This window comes from Polynucleobacter sp. MWH-Loch1C5 (assembly GCF_018881775.1).
Taxonomy (GTDB): Bacteria; Pseudomonadota; Gammaproteobacteria; order Burkholderiales; family Burkholderiaceae; genus Polynucleobacter.
Genome location: NZ_JACVPR010000001.1, coordinates 1,464,933 through 1,479,498, shown reverse-complemented (window position 1 = coordinate 1,479,498; position 14,566 = coordinate 1,464,933). Strand labels below are relative to the sequence as shown.

The 14,566-nt window shown below is 46.9% G+C and carries 19 protein-coding genes; 4 read left to right on the top strand and 15 right to left on the bottom strand.

Annotated elements, in window-relative coordinates; genetic code table 11:
- The first annotated feature begins 62 nt into the window (after window positions 1–62).
- Complete coding sequence (locus tag ICE94_RS07610) at window positions 63–914, top strand: 3-hydroxybutyryl-CoA dehydrogenase (protein WP_216150502.1); 852 nt, start codon at window positions 63–65, stop codon at window positions 912–914.
- A 20-nt stretch (window positions 915–934) separates the two neighbouring features.
- Window positions 935–1,402 (top strand): DUF3429 domain-containing protein, encoded by a 468-nt coding sequence (locus ICE94_RS07605; RefSeq protein ID WP_216150500.1) that lies wholly within the window; start codon window positions 935–937, stop codon window positions 1,400–1,402.
- A 134-nt stretch (window positions 1,403–1,536) separates the two neighbouring features.
- On the opposite strand, the gene ICE94_RS07600 is transcribed toward ICE94_RS07605, so the two are convergent.
- The gene (locus ICE94_RS07600) at window positions 1,537–2,076 is read right to left on the bottom strand and encodes a TIGR00645 family protein (RefSeq protein ID WP_216150498.1); all 540 of its coding nucleotides are present in this window, start codon (window positions 2,074–2,076) and stop codon (window positions 1,537–1,539) included.
- Between the two features lie 81 nt (window positions 2,077–2,157).
- Between ICE94_RS07600 and ICE94_RS07595 the strand changes: the two genes are divergently transcribed.
- The gene (locus ICE94_RS07595; RefSeq protein WP_216150496.1) at window positions 2,158–3,474 is read left to right on the top strand and encodes a replication-associated recombination protein A; all 1,317 of its coding nucleotides are present in this window, start codon (window positions 2,158–2,160) and stop codon (window positions 3,472–3,474) included.
- A gap of 62 nt (window positions 3,475–3,536) precedes the next feature.
- Here ICE94_RS07595 and ICE94_RS07590 read toward each other — a convergent pair whose 3' ends face one another.
- The 7 genes from ICE94_RS07590 to ICE94_RS07560 form a co-directional block, all read right to left on the bottom strand.
- Window positions 3,537–4,814 (bottom strand): FCSD flavin-binding domain-containing protein, encoded by a 1,278-nt coding sequence (locus ICE94_RS07590; RefSeq protein WP_216151047.1) that lies wholly within the window; start codon window positions 4,812–4,814, stop codon window positions 3,537–3,539.
- A gap of 17 nt (window positions 4,815–4,831) precedes the next feature.
- On the bottom strand, window positions 4,832–5,179 hold the full coding sequence (locus ICE94_RS07585) for a c-type cytochrome (protein WP_216150494.1): 348 nt from the start codon (window positions 5,177–5,179) through the stop codon (window positions 4,832–4,834).
- A 206-nt stretch (window positions 5,180–5,385) separates the two neighbouring features.
- Window positions 5,386–5,715 (bottom strand): HigA family addiction module antitoxin, encoded by a 330-nt coding sequence (locus ICE94_RS07580; protein WP_216150492.1) that lies wholly within the window; start codon window positions 5,713–5,715, stop codon window positions 5,386–5,388.
- On the bottom strand, window positions 5,715–5,951 hold the full coding sequence (locus tag ICE94_RS07575; RefSeq protein ID WP_255539111.1) for a type II toxin-antitoxin system RelE/ParE family toxin: 237 nt from the start codon (window positions 5,949–5,951) through the stop codon (window positions 5,715–5,717). Before ICE94_RS07575 ends, ICE94_RS07580 begins: the two co-directional genes overlap by 1 nt.
- A gap of 91 nt (window positions 5,952–6,042) precedes the next feature.
- On the bottom strand, window positions 6,043–6,486 hold the full coding sequence (locus tag ICE94_RS07570; RefSeq protein WP_216150490.1) for a TlpA disulfide reductase family protein: 444 nt from the start codon (window positions 6,484–6,486) through the stop codon (window positions 6,043–6,045).
- A 37-nt stretch (window positions 6,487–6,523) separates the two neighbouring features.
- Entirely contained in the window at window positions 6,524–7,714 is a 1,191-nt protein-coding gene (locus ICE94_RS07565; protein ID WP_216150488.1) for an acyl-CoA dehydrogenase, read from the bottom strand.
- 8 nt (window positions 7,715–7,722) lie between these two features.
- Window positions 7,723–8,415: a nitroreductase family protein gene (locus ICE94_RS07560; RefSeq protein ID WP_216150486.1), complete on the bottom strand. Its 693-nt coding sequence runs from the start codon at window positions 8,413–8,415 to the stop codon at window positions 7,723–7,725.
- A 364-nt stretch (window positions 8,416–8,779) separates the two neighbouring features.
- Between ICE94_RS07560 and ICE94_RS07555 the strand changes: the two genes are divergently transcribed.
- Window positions 8,780–8,983: a cold-shock protein gene (locus ICE94_RS07555; RefSeq protein ID WP_216150484.1), complete on the top strand. Its 204-nt coding sequence runs from the start codon at window positions 8,780–8,782 to the stop codon at window positions 8,981–8,983.
- 58 nt (window positions 8,984–9,041) lie between these two features.
- On the opposite strand, the gene ICE94_RS07550 is transcribed toward ICE94_RS07555, so the two are convergent.
- The 7 genes from ICE94_RS07550 to ICE94_RS07520 all read right to left on the bottom strand — a co-directional run bounded on the left by ICE94_RS07550 (window position 9,042) and on the right by ICE94_RS07520 (window position 14,500).
- On the bottom strand, window positions 9,042–9,626 hold the full coding sequence (locus ICE94_RS07550) for a chromate transporter (protein ID WP_216150482.1): 585 nt from the start codon (window positions 9,624–9,626) through the stop codon (window positions 9,042–9,044).
- A complete protein-coding gene (locus tag ICE94_RS07545; RefSeq protein ID WP_216150480.1) occupies window positions 9,619–10,197 on the bottom strand; it encodes a chromate transporter in 579 nt (192 codons plus the stop codon). Before ICE94_RS07545 ends, ICE94_RS07550 begins: the two co-directional genes overlap by 8 nt.
- Window positions 10,194–11,099 carry a hydroxymethylglutaryl-CoA lyase gene (locus ICE94_RS07540; RefSeq protein WP_216150478.1) on the bottom strand — a complete coding sequence of 302 codons (906 nt, stop codon included), beginning with the start codon at window positions 11,097–11,099 and terminating at the stop codon, window positions 10,194–10,196. The genes ICE94_RS07545 and ICE94_RS07540 overlap by 4 nt, the downstream gene beginning before the upstream one ends.
- Before the next feature lie 99 nt (window positions 11,100–11,198).
- On the bottom strand, window positions 11,199–12,194 hold the full coding sequence (locus ICE94_RS07535) for a hypothetical protein (RefSeq protein WP_216150476.1): 996 nt from the start codon (window positions 12,192–12,194) through the stop codon (window positions 11,199–11,201).
- 71 nt (window positions 12,195–12,265) lie between these two features.
- Window positions 12,266–12,868: a response regulator transcription factor gene (locus tag ICE94_RS07530; RefSeq protein WP_370623785.1), complete on the bottom strand. Its 603-nt coding sequence runs from the start codon at window positions 12,866–12,868 to the stop codon at window positions 12,266–12,268.
- 102 nt (window positions 12,869–12,970) lie between these two features.
- Window positions 12,971–13,513: a carboxymuconolactone decarboxylase family protein gene (locus ICE94_RS07525; protein WP_216150474.1), complete on the bottom strand. Its 543-nt coding sequence runs from the start codon at window positions 13,511–13,513 to the stop codon at window positions 12,971–12,973.
- A gap of 3 nt (window positions 13,514–13,516) precedes the next feature.
- Complete coding sequence (locus ICE94_RS07520; RefSeq protein WP_216150465.1) at window positions 13,517–14,500, bottom strand: tripartite tricarboxylate transporter substrate binding protein; 984 nt, start codon at window positions 14,498–14,500, stop codon at window positions 13,517–13,519.
- Between the last annotated feature and the right edge of the window lie 66 nt (window positions 14,501–14,566).

Here is a 14,566-nt window from a genome sequence, read left to right as displayed (position 1 = left end):
TTTCGTGAAACCCTCGGGGCCTTAAACTGTGGCTATTCTTTTATTAATTAGGTTAGATCAAGATGAGCATAAAGCGAGTGGGTGTGATTGGCGCGGGCACGATGGGCAATGGTATTGCACAGGCTTGCGCAGTGGCTGGGCTTGAGGTGGTCATGGTTGACATTCATCAAACAGCGCTTGAGCGCGGCATCAAAACAATCAGTGATAGCCTCGAGCGCCTGATCAAGAAAGATAAAATCAGCGCTTCCGATAAAAGCGCTGCTTTAGCCAAGATTCAAGGCAGCACGAATTATGTGGATTTTGCCCATTGCCAAATCGTGATTGAGGCAGCGACTGAAAATAAAGACTTGAAGGTCAAAATTTTGCAGCAACTACAGGAGGTTGTGAGCCCTGATGTCATCATTGCCAGCAACACTTCATCAATCTCGATCACAGAATTAGCAGCACAAATCAAATACCCTGAACGCTTTATCGGCATGCATTTCTTTAATCCAGTGCCACTCATGGCCTTGGTTGAGATTATTCGCGGTCTGCAGACTTCAGATGCGACCCATGCCGCCGTGCAAAACATGGCTCGCGCTCTAGGTAAAGAGCCGATTACTGTAAAAAATGCCCCAGGCTTTGTGGTCAACCGCATCCTAATCCCGATGATCAATGAGGCTTTCTTTGTCCTGGCCGAAGGTGTCGCCAACCCCGAAGATATCGATGCCGGCATGAAACTGGGTTGCAATCATCCCATTGGCCCTCTAGCTTTAGCCGATATGATTGGTCTGGATACTTGTTTAGCCGTGATGGAAGTCTATATGGCCAACTTCAATGATTCCAAATATCGCCCCTGCCCATTATTACGCGAGTTGGTTGCAGCCGGATATCTAGGGCGCAAAACCGGTCGAGGCGTTTACACTTATTCATAAGCCCATTACACTCTGACCCCATGTTAGCGCCCATTACAAAATTTCTAGGATACGCAGGATTAATCCCTTTTATTGCACTCAGTGCCTTGGTGCAATTTGGCGAGCCACCGATTGACTTCTGGGCAGCCAACTCATTATTTATTTATGGCGCGACCATTGCCTCTTTTGTAGGGGCGATTCATTGGGGCCTGGTCCTAGGTCCACAATCCAATCAGCTCAGCCACAACTTTTGGCGTGATCGTGGTGCTTGGCTATGGGGTATTGTGCCGGCCCTCCTCGCCTGGGCCTGCTTACATATGCCATTTTCTTTAGGCTACTTTGGTGTAGCTGCCACACTCTTATTAGCGCTCGCCGTTGATCGTAGCCAATATCGTCACTTAATTAGCGATGCGGCTTACCTACAAGACTTTTTGAAAATGCGCACGATTCTGACGGTGATTGCCTCAGCCTCGCTGATCTGGGCAGGTTTGAGTTTGCGCCAGTTCTGAGTAGATCATTAAGAGTCTGTTCTTACTCTTTTTAGGGCTCAAACAATAAGGGGCACTGATGTGCCCCTTGATAATTACTTTTTCTTTTTGTGCTGTATGTTTTTTCGCTCTAAGAGTCCTAAAGCCTTCTATATTTAATGATGCTCGCGATGTAAAAGCTTTTCTGTGTAGGCAATCGCCAAGGCAGAAACCACAAAAGTGATATGAATCACGGTCTGCCAGAGCAGCGTTTTATCGTCGATACTATCGGCATTGATAAAGGTCTTGAGCAAATGGATTGATGAGATTCCGATAATCGCAGTGGCTAACTTGACCTTGAGCACACCCGCATTAACATGCGAGAGCCACTCCGGTTGATCAGGGTGATGCTCTAACTCCATGCGCGAGACAAAGGTTTCCCAACCGCCCACAATCACCATCACTAACAAATTAGAAATCATCACGACGTCAATCAAGCCCAGGACAATCAGCATGATTTCTGTTTCAGTGACACCACCTTTCGTGGAAATCATGCCAATCAAATGCACCAACTCATTCCAGAACTGGTACACATAGACGGCTTGGGCCACGATCAGGCCAATATATAAAGGCGCCTGTAACCAACGACTCATAAAAATCCAACGCGGCAATGGTTTCATTTTTTCTAAGCCTGTTTTTTCTTGTAGATTTGACATACTTAACCTAACTTTACGAAGACTAGCTATTGTAATCAGCTAAATTGACTTCGCCATGACTGCCTGTGTTTAAATTGCGTTATGAGTCTTTTTCCGCAAACACCGCCTCATATCCCCTTAGCAGAGCGTCTACGTCCCCAACACATCAGTGAAGTCGTTGGACAAAGCCATTTATTAGGTCCTGAGCAAGCGCTCGGCCTGGCTTTTGCATCGGCCCAGGCTCATTCGATGATTTTCTGGGGTCCACCGGGCGTGGGTAAAACGACTTTGGCGCGTCTGTGTGCCGATGCTTTTGGAGCCCACTTTATTGCCCTATCTGCCGTGCTAGCAGGTGTTAAAGAAATACGTGCCGCTATTGAAGAAGCGCAAGCGGTGATTGCACAACAGGGGCGACCTAGCATCCTCTTTATTGATGAAATTCATCGTTTTAATAAATCTCAACAAGATGCGCTATTGCCCTTTGTCGAATCCGGTTTAGTGACCTTCATTGGCGCAACTACAGAAAACCCATCGTTTGAAGTGAACTCAGCACTGCTCTCTCGGGCACAAGTCTATGTTTTGCAAGCCCTCAGCGATGATGAATTAAGACTATTGCTAGAACGCGCCCGCGCCGCAATGCCAGAGAGTCCACCTCTTACACCCGAGGCGCAGACGTTTTTAATCGCGAGCGCAGATGGCGACGGCCGACGCCTACTCAATGTCTGCGAACAAGTTTTCAGCGCAGCGACTCAAGCTCAAATTAAAACTATTGAAGTCCCTTGGCTACAGAGCGTGATGGGCGCGAGCTCACGGCGCTTTGATAAAGGTGGAGACCAGTTCTACGATCAAATCTCCGCTCTGCATAAATCCGTGCGCGGCTCCAATCCTGATGCCGCTTTATATTGGCTATGCCGCATGCTCGATGGCGGCGTTGATCCTAAATATCTGGCCCGGCGCCTGATTCGTATGGCATGGGAAGATATTGGCTTAGCCGATCCGCGCGCTCTACAAATTGCCAACGATGCCGCCCTGACCTATGAACGATTAGGAAGCCCCGAAGGAGAATTAGCTCTCGGAGAGGCAGCCATCTATCTAGCAATTGCCCCTAAGAGTAATGCCGCTTATCAAGCTTTCAATCAAGCGATGGCCTATGTAAAAAATCATGGTAGCGCTGAAGTACCTCTGCATTTACGTAATGCCCCGACAAAACTCATGTCAGAACTCGGTCATGGGCGTACCTACCGCTATGCGCACGACGAAGCGCATGCCTACGCTGCAGGGGAACAATATCTGCCAGAGAATATGACTGAACCGCGTTGGTACCAGCCGACCGAACGGGGTCTGGAAGGCAAAATCGCCGAGAAAATGGCTTTTTTGCGTGAGCTAGACGCGCAGTATTTGCAAAAAACTAAAAAGTAAACATGACGATCAATAAAAAAGACCCCGCAGGGTCTTTTTTATACATCGGTTCACAGCATATCTTAGGTCAACATATCGGCCCAGATATTACGTGCCCATGCATTCGCGTACTCACCTTCTAATGGATTAGCGGCTGTTGAGACACCACCCGATCCAGGTACAGTCACCATGGTGCGCTTTTCAGCATCGTAACGGTGAACGCTAGCCACGTGTACCACTTCAGTCGCTGAAACGAAGCTATAGCAAGTGTTGTTATACACCGGCATTTGGCTGACTTCAGCACCACTCAAGATAGCAACTACGGCAGCCGCACAAGTCTTACCGTGCTGGTTAGCCATATGGCCAGACTTCGGCATACCTGGGGCAATCTGAATCGCATCACCCAAGACATGCACATTCGGGGCAACTTTGGACTCAAAAGTCAGGAAGTCAACCTCACACCAACGATTGTTCATATTGGCCAAACCGGTTTTGACAGCAATCGAACCCGCACGCATCATCGGCAAAACGTTCAATACATCGGCTTTGATGTCGTCGTTGAACTCAAACTTCAAAGTCTTCGTCTTGACATCCACATCCACCAAGTTGTGCTTAGGACGATACTCAACCAAACCTTGATAACGGCGTGACCATGCAAGTTTGAAGAGACCCGGCTTAGAGGTCACATCATCATTGGCATCCAAGATAAGCACTTTGCTCTTCGGCTTATTTTGCTGAATGTACTCAGCCACTTGGCAAGCACGCTCATAAGGTCCAGGAGGGCAACGGTATGGAGCCAATGGGATTGAAATAGCAAAAACACCACCGTTTTTCATGCTCTCGAGCTGTTTTCTGAGAGCGACGGTCTGTGGGCCTGCTTTCCAAGCATGCAAGACTTCGTCTTGAGCACCCGGCTTTAACATGCCCGGTAATTTGTCATACACCAAATCAATACCCGGGGAAACGATCAAGCGATCGTAAAACAATGAGGCACCGCCTGCTAAACGAACTTGGCGCTTAGCAACGTCCACTGAGACTACAGAGTCACGTACGAGGTTAACACCGTGATTTTTACGCAGGCCCTCATAACTGACTGTGAGATCTTCAATCTTGCGGCTGCCGCCCAAAACTAAATTAGAGAGCGGGCAAGAAATAAAGTTTTGATTCGGCTCAATCAGCGTCACATCCGCTGTGTAATTGGAGAACTTTCGCACATATTTTGCAGCCGTAGCACCGCCATAACCACCACCCACTACAACAACCTTAGCTCCTTTGGCATCGATCTTGGTAGAGGCACAGCCCGCTAAAGTCGTAGCAATCGCACTAGCACCGGCGATTTGTATAAATTGTCGTCTTTGCATCATGAACTCCTTTTTTATTATTTAGCTGGCTTTGCAGCAGGTTTCTGATGAGGCAAAGCGGCGTAGTAAGCAGCAATTTGCTCGATTTGCTCGTCGGTATAACCCTTGGCCAATTGATGCATGATGGTCGCCACACGCTTACCTGATTTGTAATCATTCATCTTTTCAATGAGGTCTGACTTTTTTTGTCCGGCAAGACTCGCCATACCACCTTCTGAATAACCATCTGTACCGTGGCAAGCAGCACAGGAAGCCACCCATTGCTTGACTTGTAAAGTTTGCGCTTGTGCTGTGGCAGACAGTGCCAACACACTCACTGCAAAACCTGCAATCACAGGCTTGATCGACTTGAAATGTTTCGTCATAAACTCCTCCCTAAGAACTTCTCCATCATAAAAGCTAGTGAACCAAAAAACCCTACGGGTTTAACCCTAAAATTAGGTTCTTTTGCTAACTGTATTAGACCTGAAAAGTCTTATGCTGCCTAGGAGTTGGGTGCGTCGCCGTGGGGTTTTTCTTAGAAGAATTTGGCATATGCTTATGACTTTTAACTTGAGGTTATTTCAGGCCTTTAGGCCGCAAGCAATTTAATCGGCGTGAGCTTATTTTTAATTTGAGTTTTTAGCTTTTGCTCGGCTTCCCACAGATCAACCGCCTCCTGCATGCGCAGCCATGTCAGAGGGGAGCCGCCGATCACTTTAGACAAGCGAATCGCCATTTCTGCGCTAACCCCTCTTTTTTCAAGTAGGATCTCCGAAACCGTCAAGCGACTCACCCCCAAATGAAGAGCAAAGGCAGTTTGAGTAATGCCTAATTGTGGCAGCACATCTTCTCTCAATATAGCTCCTGGATGAGTGGGTCTTCGATTAGGGTGTCGCAGACTTTTTTTAGCTTTCGTCATTAGTGATAGTCCTCTAGATCTACATCAATAGCATTTTCACCATCAAATCGAAAAGTGACTCTCCAATTTCCAGTGACCCACAAAGCATAAGTACCTTTGCGAGACCCTTTCAAGCCGTGAAACTTATAGCCCACAATATTAAGACAAGTGGGTTCTACAGCAGAATCCAATAAGTCCAAGATGCGCTCAATTTTTGGGGCACACTGAGCCGGTATTCCCTGATATGTACCCTTCATAAAAAATCTCTTAAACCTTTATGCCTGAAAGATTGAATCATCCATTAATTGTAATGCACATCATTACAATTTCAAATTTTTCAACTCTCGCTTAACGAGCAAAACGCGCCAGGTCATAAACGTCTAGATCGATCATCTGCCCCATGTCCTTTTGAATGATCTTGCCTTTGGGATCGATGACATAAAGCTCTGGAATCCAACGGCGTTTACCAAAGCGCTTGGCCAAATCTGGGGTCATCATCACGACATCAAAACGATATTGATTCTTTTCTAAATAGTCTTCAACCACTTTAGTATTTTTATCGACCGATAACAAAATCAGATTCACCTGCTTGGGCTCTATTTTTTTGAGTAACTCGTCTAAGTTTTTATTTTGAAAACGACAAAATGGGCAAGTGGTCGCCCAGATCTGTACGATCGTAAATCGCTTGCTGTAGTCAGCTTGGGTAAAAACCTTTCCCTGAATTGTTTTTAACTCGGGGAGCTTCAGTTCATCACCCACCTCCAAAGCAATGGCTGGGTGTGATGCAGTCAAGAAACATAGCAATAAAAAAAGCTTACGTAAAAACATCTTAGAAGAAGGCTTGTATGCCAGTTTGGGCGCGTCCAAGTATCAAGGCATGAATATCATGCGTGCCTTCATAGGTATTGACGACCTCTAAGTTAACCAGATGGCGAATCACGCCGTACTCATCGGCAATGCCATTACCCCCCAACATATCGCGTGCCAAGCGCGCAATGTGCAAAGCCTTGCCACAGGAGTTACGTTTGAGGATGGAGGTGATTTCAACAGCATCACTGCCCTCATCTTTCATACGCCCCAAACGTAAACAAGCTTGCAAACCAATACTAATTTCAGTTTGCATATCTGCCAGTTTGACTTGAATTAACTGATTAGCCGCTAAGGGTTGACCAAACTGCTGACGCTCCAACACATAATTGCGCGCGCGATGCCAACAATCTTCGGCAGCGCCTAACGCTCCCCAAGCAATACCGTAGCGCGCACTGTTTAAGCAAGTAAAAGGCCCCTTCAGACCTTTGACATTAGGCAAGATGGCATCTTCAGTGACACACACGCGATCCATCACAATCTCACCAGTAATCGAAGTGCGCAAACCCACTTTACCGTGCACCGCGGGCGCTGATAAACCAGGCATACCCTTTTCTAAAATGAAGCCACGAATCTCATCGCGACCGCTGCTGTCATCTTTCAATTTAGCCCACACCACAAAGACATCTGCAATCGGACTATTGGTAATCCACATTTTGCTACCCGTGATTTCATAACCACCAGAGACTGCCTTCGCACGAGTGACCATACCGGCCGGATCTGAACCATGATCAGGTTCCGTTAGACCAAAACAACCTATCCACTCACCTGTGGCTAGCTTGGGTAAATAACGTTGCTTTTGTACCTCCGTACCAAAAGTCTCAATGGGCAACATGACTAGTGAAGATTGCACACTCAACATCGAGCGATAACCCGAGTCGACTCGCTCGACTTCTCGCGCAATCAGACCATAGGCCACATAGCTTAAGCCAGCCCCACCATATTGCTCCGCAACTGTCGCACCTAAAAGGCCCAATGAGCCCATCTCACGGAAGATTTCAATATCGGTTTTTTCTTGACGAAAGGACTGCAAGACGCGCGGGGCTAACTGACCCTGCGCGTAATCACGTGCAGCCTGGGCAATCATGCGCTCCTCTTCTGAGAGTTGTTCACTCAAGCGAAAAGGATCATCCCATTGAAAAGCTTTGGACATAAATGTGTTTATAAAAAGCGTGTAAAGGTTTCAGCAGGCTCACGAACAGTGACTAATTTATTTTCTGGCTTAGATAAATCAGCATAGCCGAGTGACATACCGCATATCAATTGTTGGTTCTCAGCCAAACCTAAGTGTCGCCCGATAATTTTATGGAATTGAGTAAATGCAGCTTGTGGGCAAGTATCGAGTCCTCGAGCTCTAGCAGCCAACATCACGTTTTGCACAAACATACCGTAATCAAACCAACTACCTTGCTGCATCACACGATCGATAGTGAAGAAGATGCCGACAGGTGCATCAAAGAATTGATAGTTGCGCGCATGCTGTTGCTGCATTTTGGCTTTGTCTTCTTTACCAATGCCAAGCAGTCCATACAGATCAAAACCCACTTTACGACGACGCCCAATGTAGGGCTCCACCCATTGCGCAGGATAGTAGTTGTATTCTTCTGTGTGCTGTTTAGCCGCTTCTGGATCGAGGAAGGTTTGCACGATCTCTTCGGAGAGTGCTTTTTTCTTATCTCCGGTAAGCACATGCACTTGCCAAGGCTGCGTATTTGTACCCGAAGGCGCACGTGCAGCCACATTCATGATCTCCAGGATCAATTCCTTAGACACTTCTTGGGGTAAAAACGCACGAATCGAACGACGACTTGCGATGTTTTCATCCACAATTTTTGTAATTTCTGCTTGATTCATTGTCTGCCTTTTTATCGTTATAGATTCATCATCATCGGGCTTTTTTGTGCCCTTGATACATCATAAGGCATTCAGAATCGATGCGCGAAACTCCAACTTTAGCGTGTAAGAATCTCTCAAATATCCAAAAAACGGCCCCAAAATGCCTAAATTGACTGATAAATCAAGGGAATACCTAGTAAAACCCCTGATGAAATAGTCATCAAATCTTTAGAAATGTGTGCGATACTCAGTTTCGTAGGACTTTAGGTGACTTCCGTTGTTTCCATTTGATTGGAGATTTCGTGCAATTAAATCTTCCAGCCCTGCAGTAAGCGGTGATTGTCACCGTATGTTTTAAATTAGTTTGATAAGGAAATTAGTAATGGCAACAGGTACAGTTAAATGGTTCAACGACGCTAAAGGCTTCGGTTTTATTACTCCTGATGGCGGTGGTGAAGATCTCTTCGCACACTTTTCTGCTATCCAAGGTTCAGGTTTCAAGAGCCTCAAAGAAAACCAAAAGGTTAGCTTTGAAGTGACTCAAGGTCCTAAAGGCAAGCAGGCATCGAACATTCAGCCTATGTAATAGGATATTGATGTGAGAAAACCCGGCGCTGCCGGGTTTTTTTACGTCTACTGTTTGGCTATATCAGGCCTAAAGCCCCTAATACGGCGCCCGCTCCTAAGAGCCACAAAATGTGGATATTGGTCTTCCAAATCAATAAGACGGTCAATCCAGTGCTTAACCAAATCGTCCAATCGCGTGACCAATCATCATGCGCGACGGTAATGATCCAACTGGTCGCTAAGATACTGCTCACCACAATCGGGGCTAAACCTTGCTTAAAAGAAATCACGCTTAAGGTATCGCGGTGTTTTTGTACCCAACGCGCTGCGCCATAGGTCAGTAACGAGCTAGGCAACATCACGCCTAACATTGCTACACAGAAGCCCACCGTTCCCCAAGCATATTGTTGCCAGAGTCCCTGTGTGGCATTGATACCAATGTGCCAACCCATCATACCCACCACCAAAATATTCGGGCCCGGCGCCGACTGTGCAATCGCGATCGATGCAGTAAATTGAGAATCAGTCATCCATGCTTGCTGCAGTACCAAATGACGATGCATATCCGGTATGACCGTGATGGCCCCACCAATCGCCAGCAAGGACATACCAATAAATGTGAGAAAGACATCCCACCATAAACTGAACCCTAAACTAATCATGCTGCCTTTGTGTATTAGATTTTTTGACGACCCAGTAAGTCGCCAAAATGGAACTGCCGCCTAAAAATAAAAGTACGTACAACAGCGGTACCCGTAACAAGGCAATCAAGACAAAACATAAAACAGCAATGCCATAAGTCAGCCAAGGACCCAAAGGATGTTGACGCAAGGCCGTAGCTAACTTCAACGAGGTGCCGGCAATCAGGCCAGCAGCTACAGCCCCCATCCCTCGCAAGGCCCCTTCGATTGAGGCCCGATCACCCAACTGCAAATACAACATAGCAATCACAATCAATACCAGCATGGGAAATAAAAGCATGCCCGCTAAACCTGCTAGACCACCCCAAAAGCCAAAATACCTAGCACCAAAGATAATCGATAAATTGACGATATTGGGGCCGGGTAGAACCTGGGCAACAGCCCACTCTTCTAAAAACTCGGCTCGAGTGAACCACGCTCTTTTTTCAACCAACTCGCGCTGGGCCACCGGCAAGACACCGCCAAACCCCTGTAAAGAGAGTTGGGTAAATGCCCAGAATAATTCGGTTTTAGAACGTGGCTGCGCTCTCATGCCGCACACTTGGCTAACCAAGCGTTGGCTGCTCGCGAATGATTAGGTCTACCAATACTTTGGGCAATAAAGTGCCCTGCTTCACAGGCCTTGGCAAAATCAATGCCGGTCTCATAACCCAAACCCTGTAATAAATAGAGCACATCCTCAGTAGCGACATTACCAGTAGCCCCTTTGGCGTAAGGGCACCCTCCTAAACCTGCAACGCTCGCGTGAAAGATACGAATGCCACTGTCTAGTGCGGCCAAAATATTAGCCAAGGCTTGACCATAGGTGTCGTGAAAATGGCCTGACATTTTTTCTACTGGAATGACTTTGGCCAAAGCTTCATAAGCGACTCTGACTTGCTTAGCTGTCGCTGCTCCGATCGTGTCACAGATATCAATTTCTGCACAGCCTAAGTCCTGCAAGCCTTGAGCAATCTGGACTAAGGCTGAAGTACTCACCTCACCACTATATGGACATACAAAAGCACAAGATACAGAACCGCGCAAACGTAAACCATCGCGTTGCGCTGCTTGGGCGACTGGACGAAAACGCTCAAGAGACTCAGCAATACTGCAATTGATATTTTTTTGTGAAAAGGCCTCAGACGCTGCGCCAAAGATGACTACCTCATCGACTTTGGCAGCAAGCGCAGCTTCATATCCTTTTAAATTAGGCACAAGCGCTGAGTATTGAATGGTGTTTTTTCTTTCAAGCTGGGCCATGACTGCACTCGCATCGGCCATCTGTGGCACCCATTGTGGAGAAACAAATGCAGTGGCTTCAATGTGTTGAAATCCTGCGGCTGCCAATCGCCGAATTAACTCCACTTTGGTATCAGTCGTCACGGGTACAGCTTCATTCTGCAAGCCATCGCGTGGGCCCACTTCGACGATTTTGATGAATTCTTGAGGCATGATGCAAGCTAGATAAAAAGATGCCTACATCATATCAAGACTAGAGCATCGATGAGGGCAGTCGCATAGCTGCAACCTCAAGGAGTGGTGTGGAGCTAATTATTGAGCTTGGGCTTCGACTAAACGGACCGTACGAGTTTGCTCACCCGCACGAACAGGGCGACCTTGATAGTAGACTTGGACCTGAGCCAAACCTTGAGTCAGCACAGTAAATGGTGCACGACCAGGGAAAGTATGTGCAGCACCTGCTTCAAGAGTCTGCATCATGTTTTTACCGCTGGCATCAATCACACAAACTACTTGCTTGGTTTTGGCTTGTACGTAAACAAAATTACCCGGCTTGCTCGGCTCTGTCACGCGCACTTCAGTCACATTTGCATCAGCTTTAGGGCAAGATAATTCGCTAGGCAACGGGGCACTCGTTGCTGCAGTCACTGCTGGCGTTCCTGGAGCACTGCCCTGCTGACCTGCAGGTGAAGTACCCGGATTAGCAGGTGTTGCATTCGGTGCGGCGTTATTATCCTCAGGTTTACTCTCACCCTCGAGCTTGACCTCAATCGGCGTGGCAGGCTTGGGCATGAAGACTTCTAAAATTTGATCTTTAGTCAACACAATACCTGCGACCACCAAGATAATCAGTAGCAGGGGTAACCAAGATTTCTTTTTGACTGGCTCTGGTTTCTCGCTCGAAGTAAGATTTTCTAGAGAAACTTTATGCACAGGCTCTGTCGACTCTTGACGTGCAGTGCGAGCTTCGGCACTGAAGGATGCAGCTGGTGCAGGCACGTCTGCTGGAGATTCTTGTTGATCAAAAGGTAAGTTCTCTTGTAAGACAGCATCGCCTCTTGGATCTACCAAGACCTGAGATTCATCGATATTGAGTAATTTAGCTACTTTTTTGGCAACAGTAACTTTGTGCGCCTCTGAATAGAAAGTGGAAACACCACCCTCTTCCAATTGCATGATTTGACGTTTTGAAAGACAAGCCTGGTGTGCGAGTTGCTCCTGAGTCAGACGCATTTTTTCGCGACCCGCAACAATGGCAGACCCCACGATTTGTGGCAGCACTTCTATTTTGTTTTTGCCCAGGGCCATTTTTGTCTCCGTTCGGCTCTTTCTCTTTATTTATTAAGACTTTAACATTGATTACATGACATAACAATGCATTAAGACAGTCTGTGATGCAACCTCACCAACTCCTGCAAAGAGCCGGCCTGCATTTTCTCCATGACGCGTGATTTATGGACTTTAATGGTGGCATTGGTCGTGCCCAATTGCACTGCGATCTCTTTATTCATGAGGCCTTCGACCAATAATTCAAAGACTTCTTTCTCGCGTGGGGTCAAACTTTCATAGCGTGCTTGAATTGAGATCGTTTGATTGAGTAATTGATGGGTTTGAGTGTCCACTTCGAGGGCAGCTTGGACTGCTTTGAGCAAATCTTCTAGATTAAAGGGCTTAATTAAGAAATCCATAGCCCCTTGCTTCATAGAAGTAACGATTTCATGGGGCATCGATTCACCAGAAATATAAATAATGGGGGTTTTACGTCCCATCTCATTGAGTTTTGCGTGTAACTCTACACCGCTCATCCCCGGCATACGCACATCCAAAATGATGGCTGCGGGAGAAACTGGAATCGCTTGCTTTAAATAATCTTCTGGATCAGCGTAACTCTCCACTGAAAACCCATAACTCTTAAGCATACGAGAGATAGACTCACGCACCGAACTATCATCATCAATCAGGTAGATATGGCCAGCTGACACTATTTACTTTCTTATAGACTAATGAGCGCATCATAGATATGAATAATGGCCAGAGCTATTAGCTATTAGGCTAATGAAAGTATACGGCTGTAAAACAGCTTGTTAGTGAGAATCAGGGGTAACGCGGAGCGCCACTAAGAAACGCGACACCATATTGTAAGTCGCGATCACGCCGACTAACTCCACCAGCACCGTATTACCCAATTGGCGCTGCAAGGACTCCAGCAGCTCATCATCGACTTCGATTTGACGAGTCATTTGCACAATCAACTCAATCACCTGTTCTTCTTGAGTTGAAAACAAACCTTGAGGCAAAGGGGCTTGACCCAGTTGTTGCAACGCAGCTGTTTGCGCAGCACTACCACCACATTTCATAAAAATCGGTGCGTGATGTAAAAACTCATAGTCAGCGCGATTGAGAACAGCAACACCACACATCGCTAATTCTCTCAACTTGGGGTCTAGGGTGAGGTTCTCACGAACCTCCCCTAAAAATCGATTCCATCCTCGTGCAAACGGAACGCTATGTAGTAGCATACGATCTAAATTGATCAGTTCGCCACCACGTCGCGCACGAATGGCCGCCACCAGATCCGCAGGTTCTGCTAGATCTGAGGCTTGCAATGGAACGATGTTTTTTTTCATCAATTAGTTCGTTTGCTTGATGTTGTTGTCGCGCACAAACTTACCCCAAACATCAATCTGACGATTAATGAAATCTTGTCCTGCCTTCGGTCCTAATGCAGAGATTTCAATCCCCTGGGTCTTCATGCGTGAGGCAATATCAGGCGACTTCAAAGCTTTGGCCACCTCTTCATGCATACGGTTGATGATCGCAGGCGGTGTTTGTGCAGGCGCAATCACAGCCCACCAAGCAGGGGCTTCAAAGCCTGGGAAGCCACTCTCAGCGATCGTTGGCACGTTTGGCAATTCAGGTGAACGTTTGCTAGTTGTGACCGCCAAAGGAATCACCCCACCTGAATCAATATGAGGCTTGACCAAGAATAAAGAACCAACCGCTAATGGCACATGACCGGCTAAGGCATCTTGCATCAAAGGACCACCCCCACGAAATGGAATGTGGGTCCAATCAAATTTGGCATCTTTGGCTAAAGAAGCAAAAGCCAAATGGCCTAAGCTACCTGTACCAATAGAGCCATAGCTATTCGGTTTATTCGCACGTGCTTGATCAACCAATTGCTTAAAGCTTGTCAGGCCCGATGCTTTACTGGCTGTTAAAACCATTGGGGCTGTACCAATCATGGTCACAGTCGCAATATCTTTTTTGGTATCAAAAGGTAGCTTTTCAATGAGACTCGGATTCACACCATGCGTATCAAATACAACTGCAAAGGTATAACCATCCGGCGCCGCTTTAGCAAGGGCTGCAGTACCTATCGAACCAGAAGCACCACCGATGTTTTCAACAATGACGTTTTGCTTTAATTGGTTTTGCAATGCCGGGGCCAAGATACGGGCTACTTGGTCCACTGAACCCCCAGGTGGGAAAACGGCAATGAGCTTGATGGGTTTTTGTGTGGGCCACTCTTGCGCTTGCGCTAAGGGCGATGCGAGTAAGGTCGCAGCTGAAAATACTGCACCTGCCACATGGGCTAAGGTCTTTAACTTCATATTGTCTCCTGTGTTATGTCCGGCTATTTTTGCTCTATGACAACGTTAATATCCCACACTCCTATA

Coding starts and splice junctions, on each gene's coding strand:
- ICE94_RS07585 (WP_216150494.1), bottom strand. CDS start 5,179: ATGACGAAACATTTCAAGTCGATCAAGCCTGTGATTGCAGGTTTTGCA.
- ICE94_RS07590 (WP_216151047.1), bottom strand. CDS start 4,814: ATGCAAAGACGACAATTTATACAAATCGCCGGTGCTAGTGCGATTGCT.
- ICE94_RS07520 (WP_216150465.1), bottom strand. CDS start 14,500: ATGAAGTTAAAGACCTTAGCCCATGTGGCAGGTGCAGTATTTTCAGCT.
- ICE94_RS07565 (WP_216150488.1), bottom strand. CDS start 7,714: ATGTCCAAAGCTTTTCAATGGGATGATCCTTTTCGCTTGAGTGAACAA.
- ICE94_RS07605 (WP_216150500.1), top strand. CDS start 935: ATGTTAGCGCCCATTACAAAATTTCTAGGATACGCAGGATTAATCCCT.
- ICE94_RS07600 (WP_216150498.1), bottom strand. CDS start 2,076: ATGTCAAATCTACAAGAAAAAACAGGCTTAGAAAAAATGAAACCATTG.
- ICE94_RS07535 (WP_216150476.1), bottom strand. CDS start 12,194: ATGGCCCTGGGCAAAAACAAAATAGAAGTGCTGCCACAAATCGTGGGG.
- ICE94_RS07545 (WP_216150480.1), bottom strand. CDS start 10,197: ATGAGAGCGCAGCCACGTTCTAAAACCGAATTATTCTGGGCATTTACC.
- ICE94_RS07555 (WP_216150484.1), top strand. CDS start 8,780: ATGGCAACAGGTACAGTTAAATGGTTCAACGACGCTAAAGGCTTCGGT.
- ICE94_RS07595 (WP_216150496.1), top strand. CDS start 2,158: ATGAGTCTTTTTCCGCAAACACCGCCTCATATCCCCTTAGCAGAGCGT.
- ICE94_RS07560 (WP_216150486.1), bottom strand. CDS start 8,415: ATGAATCAAGCAGAAATTACAAAAATTGTGGATGAAAACATCGCAAGT.
- ICE94_RS07575 (WP_255539111.1), bottom strand. CDS start 5,951: ATGAAGGGTACATATCAGGGAATACCGGCTCAGTGTGCCCCAAAAATT.
- ICE94_RS07580 (WP_216150492.1), bottom strand. CDS start 5,715: ATGACGAAAGCTAAAAAAAGTCTGCGACACCCTAATCGAAGACCCACT.
- ICE94_RS07550 (WP_216150482.1), bottom strand. CDS start 9,626: ATGATTAGTTTAGGGTTCAGTTTATGGTGGGATGTCTTTCTCACATTT.
- ICE94_RS07525 (WP_216150474.1), bottom strand. CDS start 13,513: ATGAAAAAAAACATCGTTCCATTGCAAGCCTCAGATCTAGCAGAACCT.
- ICE94_RS07610 (WP_216150502.1), top strand. CDS start 63: ATGAGCATAAAGCGAGTGGGTGTGATTGGCGCGGGCACGATGGGCAAT.
- ICE94_RS07540 (WP_216150478.1), bottom strand. CDS start 11,099: ATGCCTCAAGAATTCATCAAAATCGTCGAAGTGGGCCCACGCGATGGC.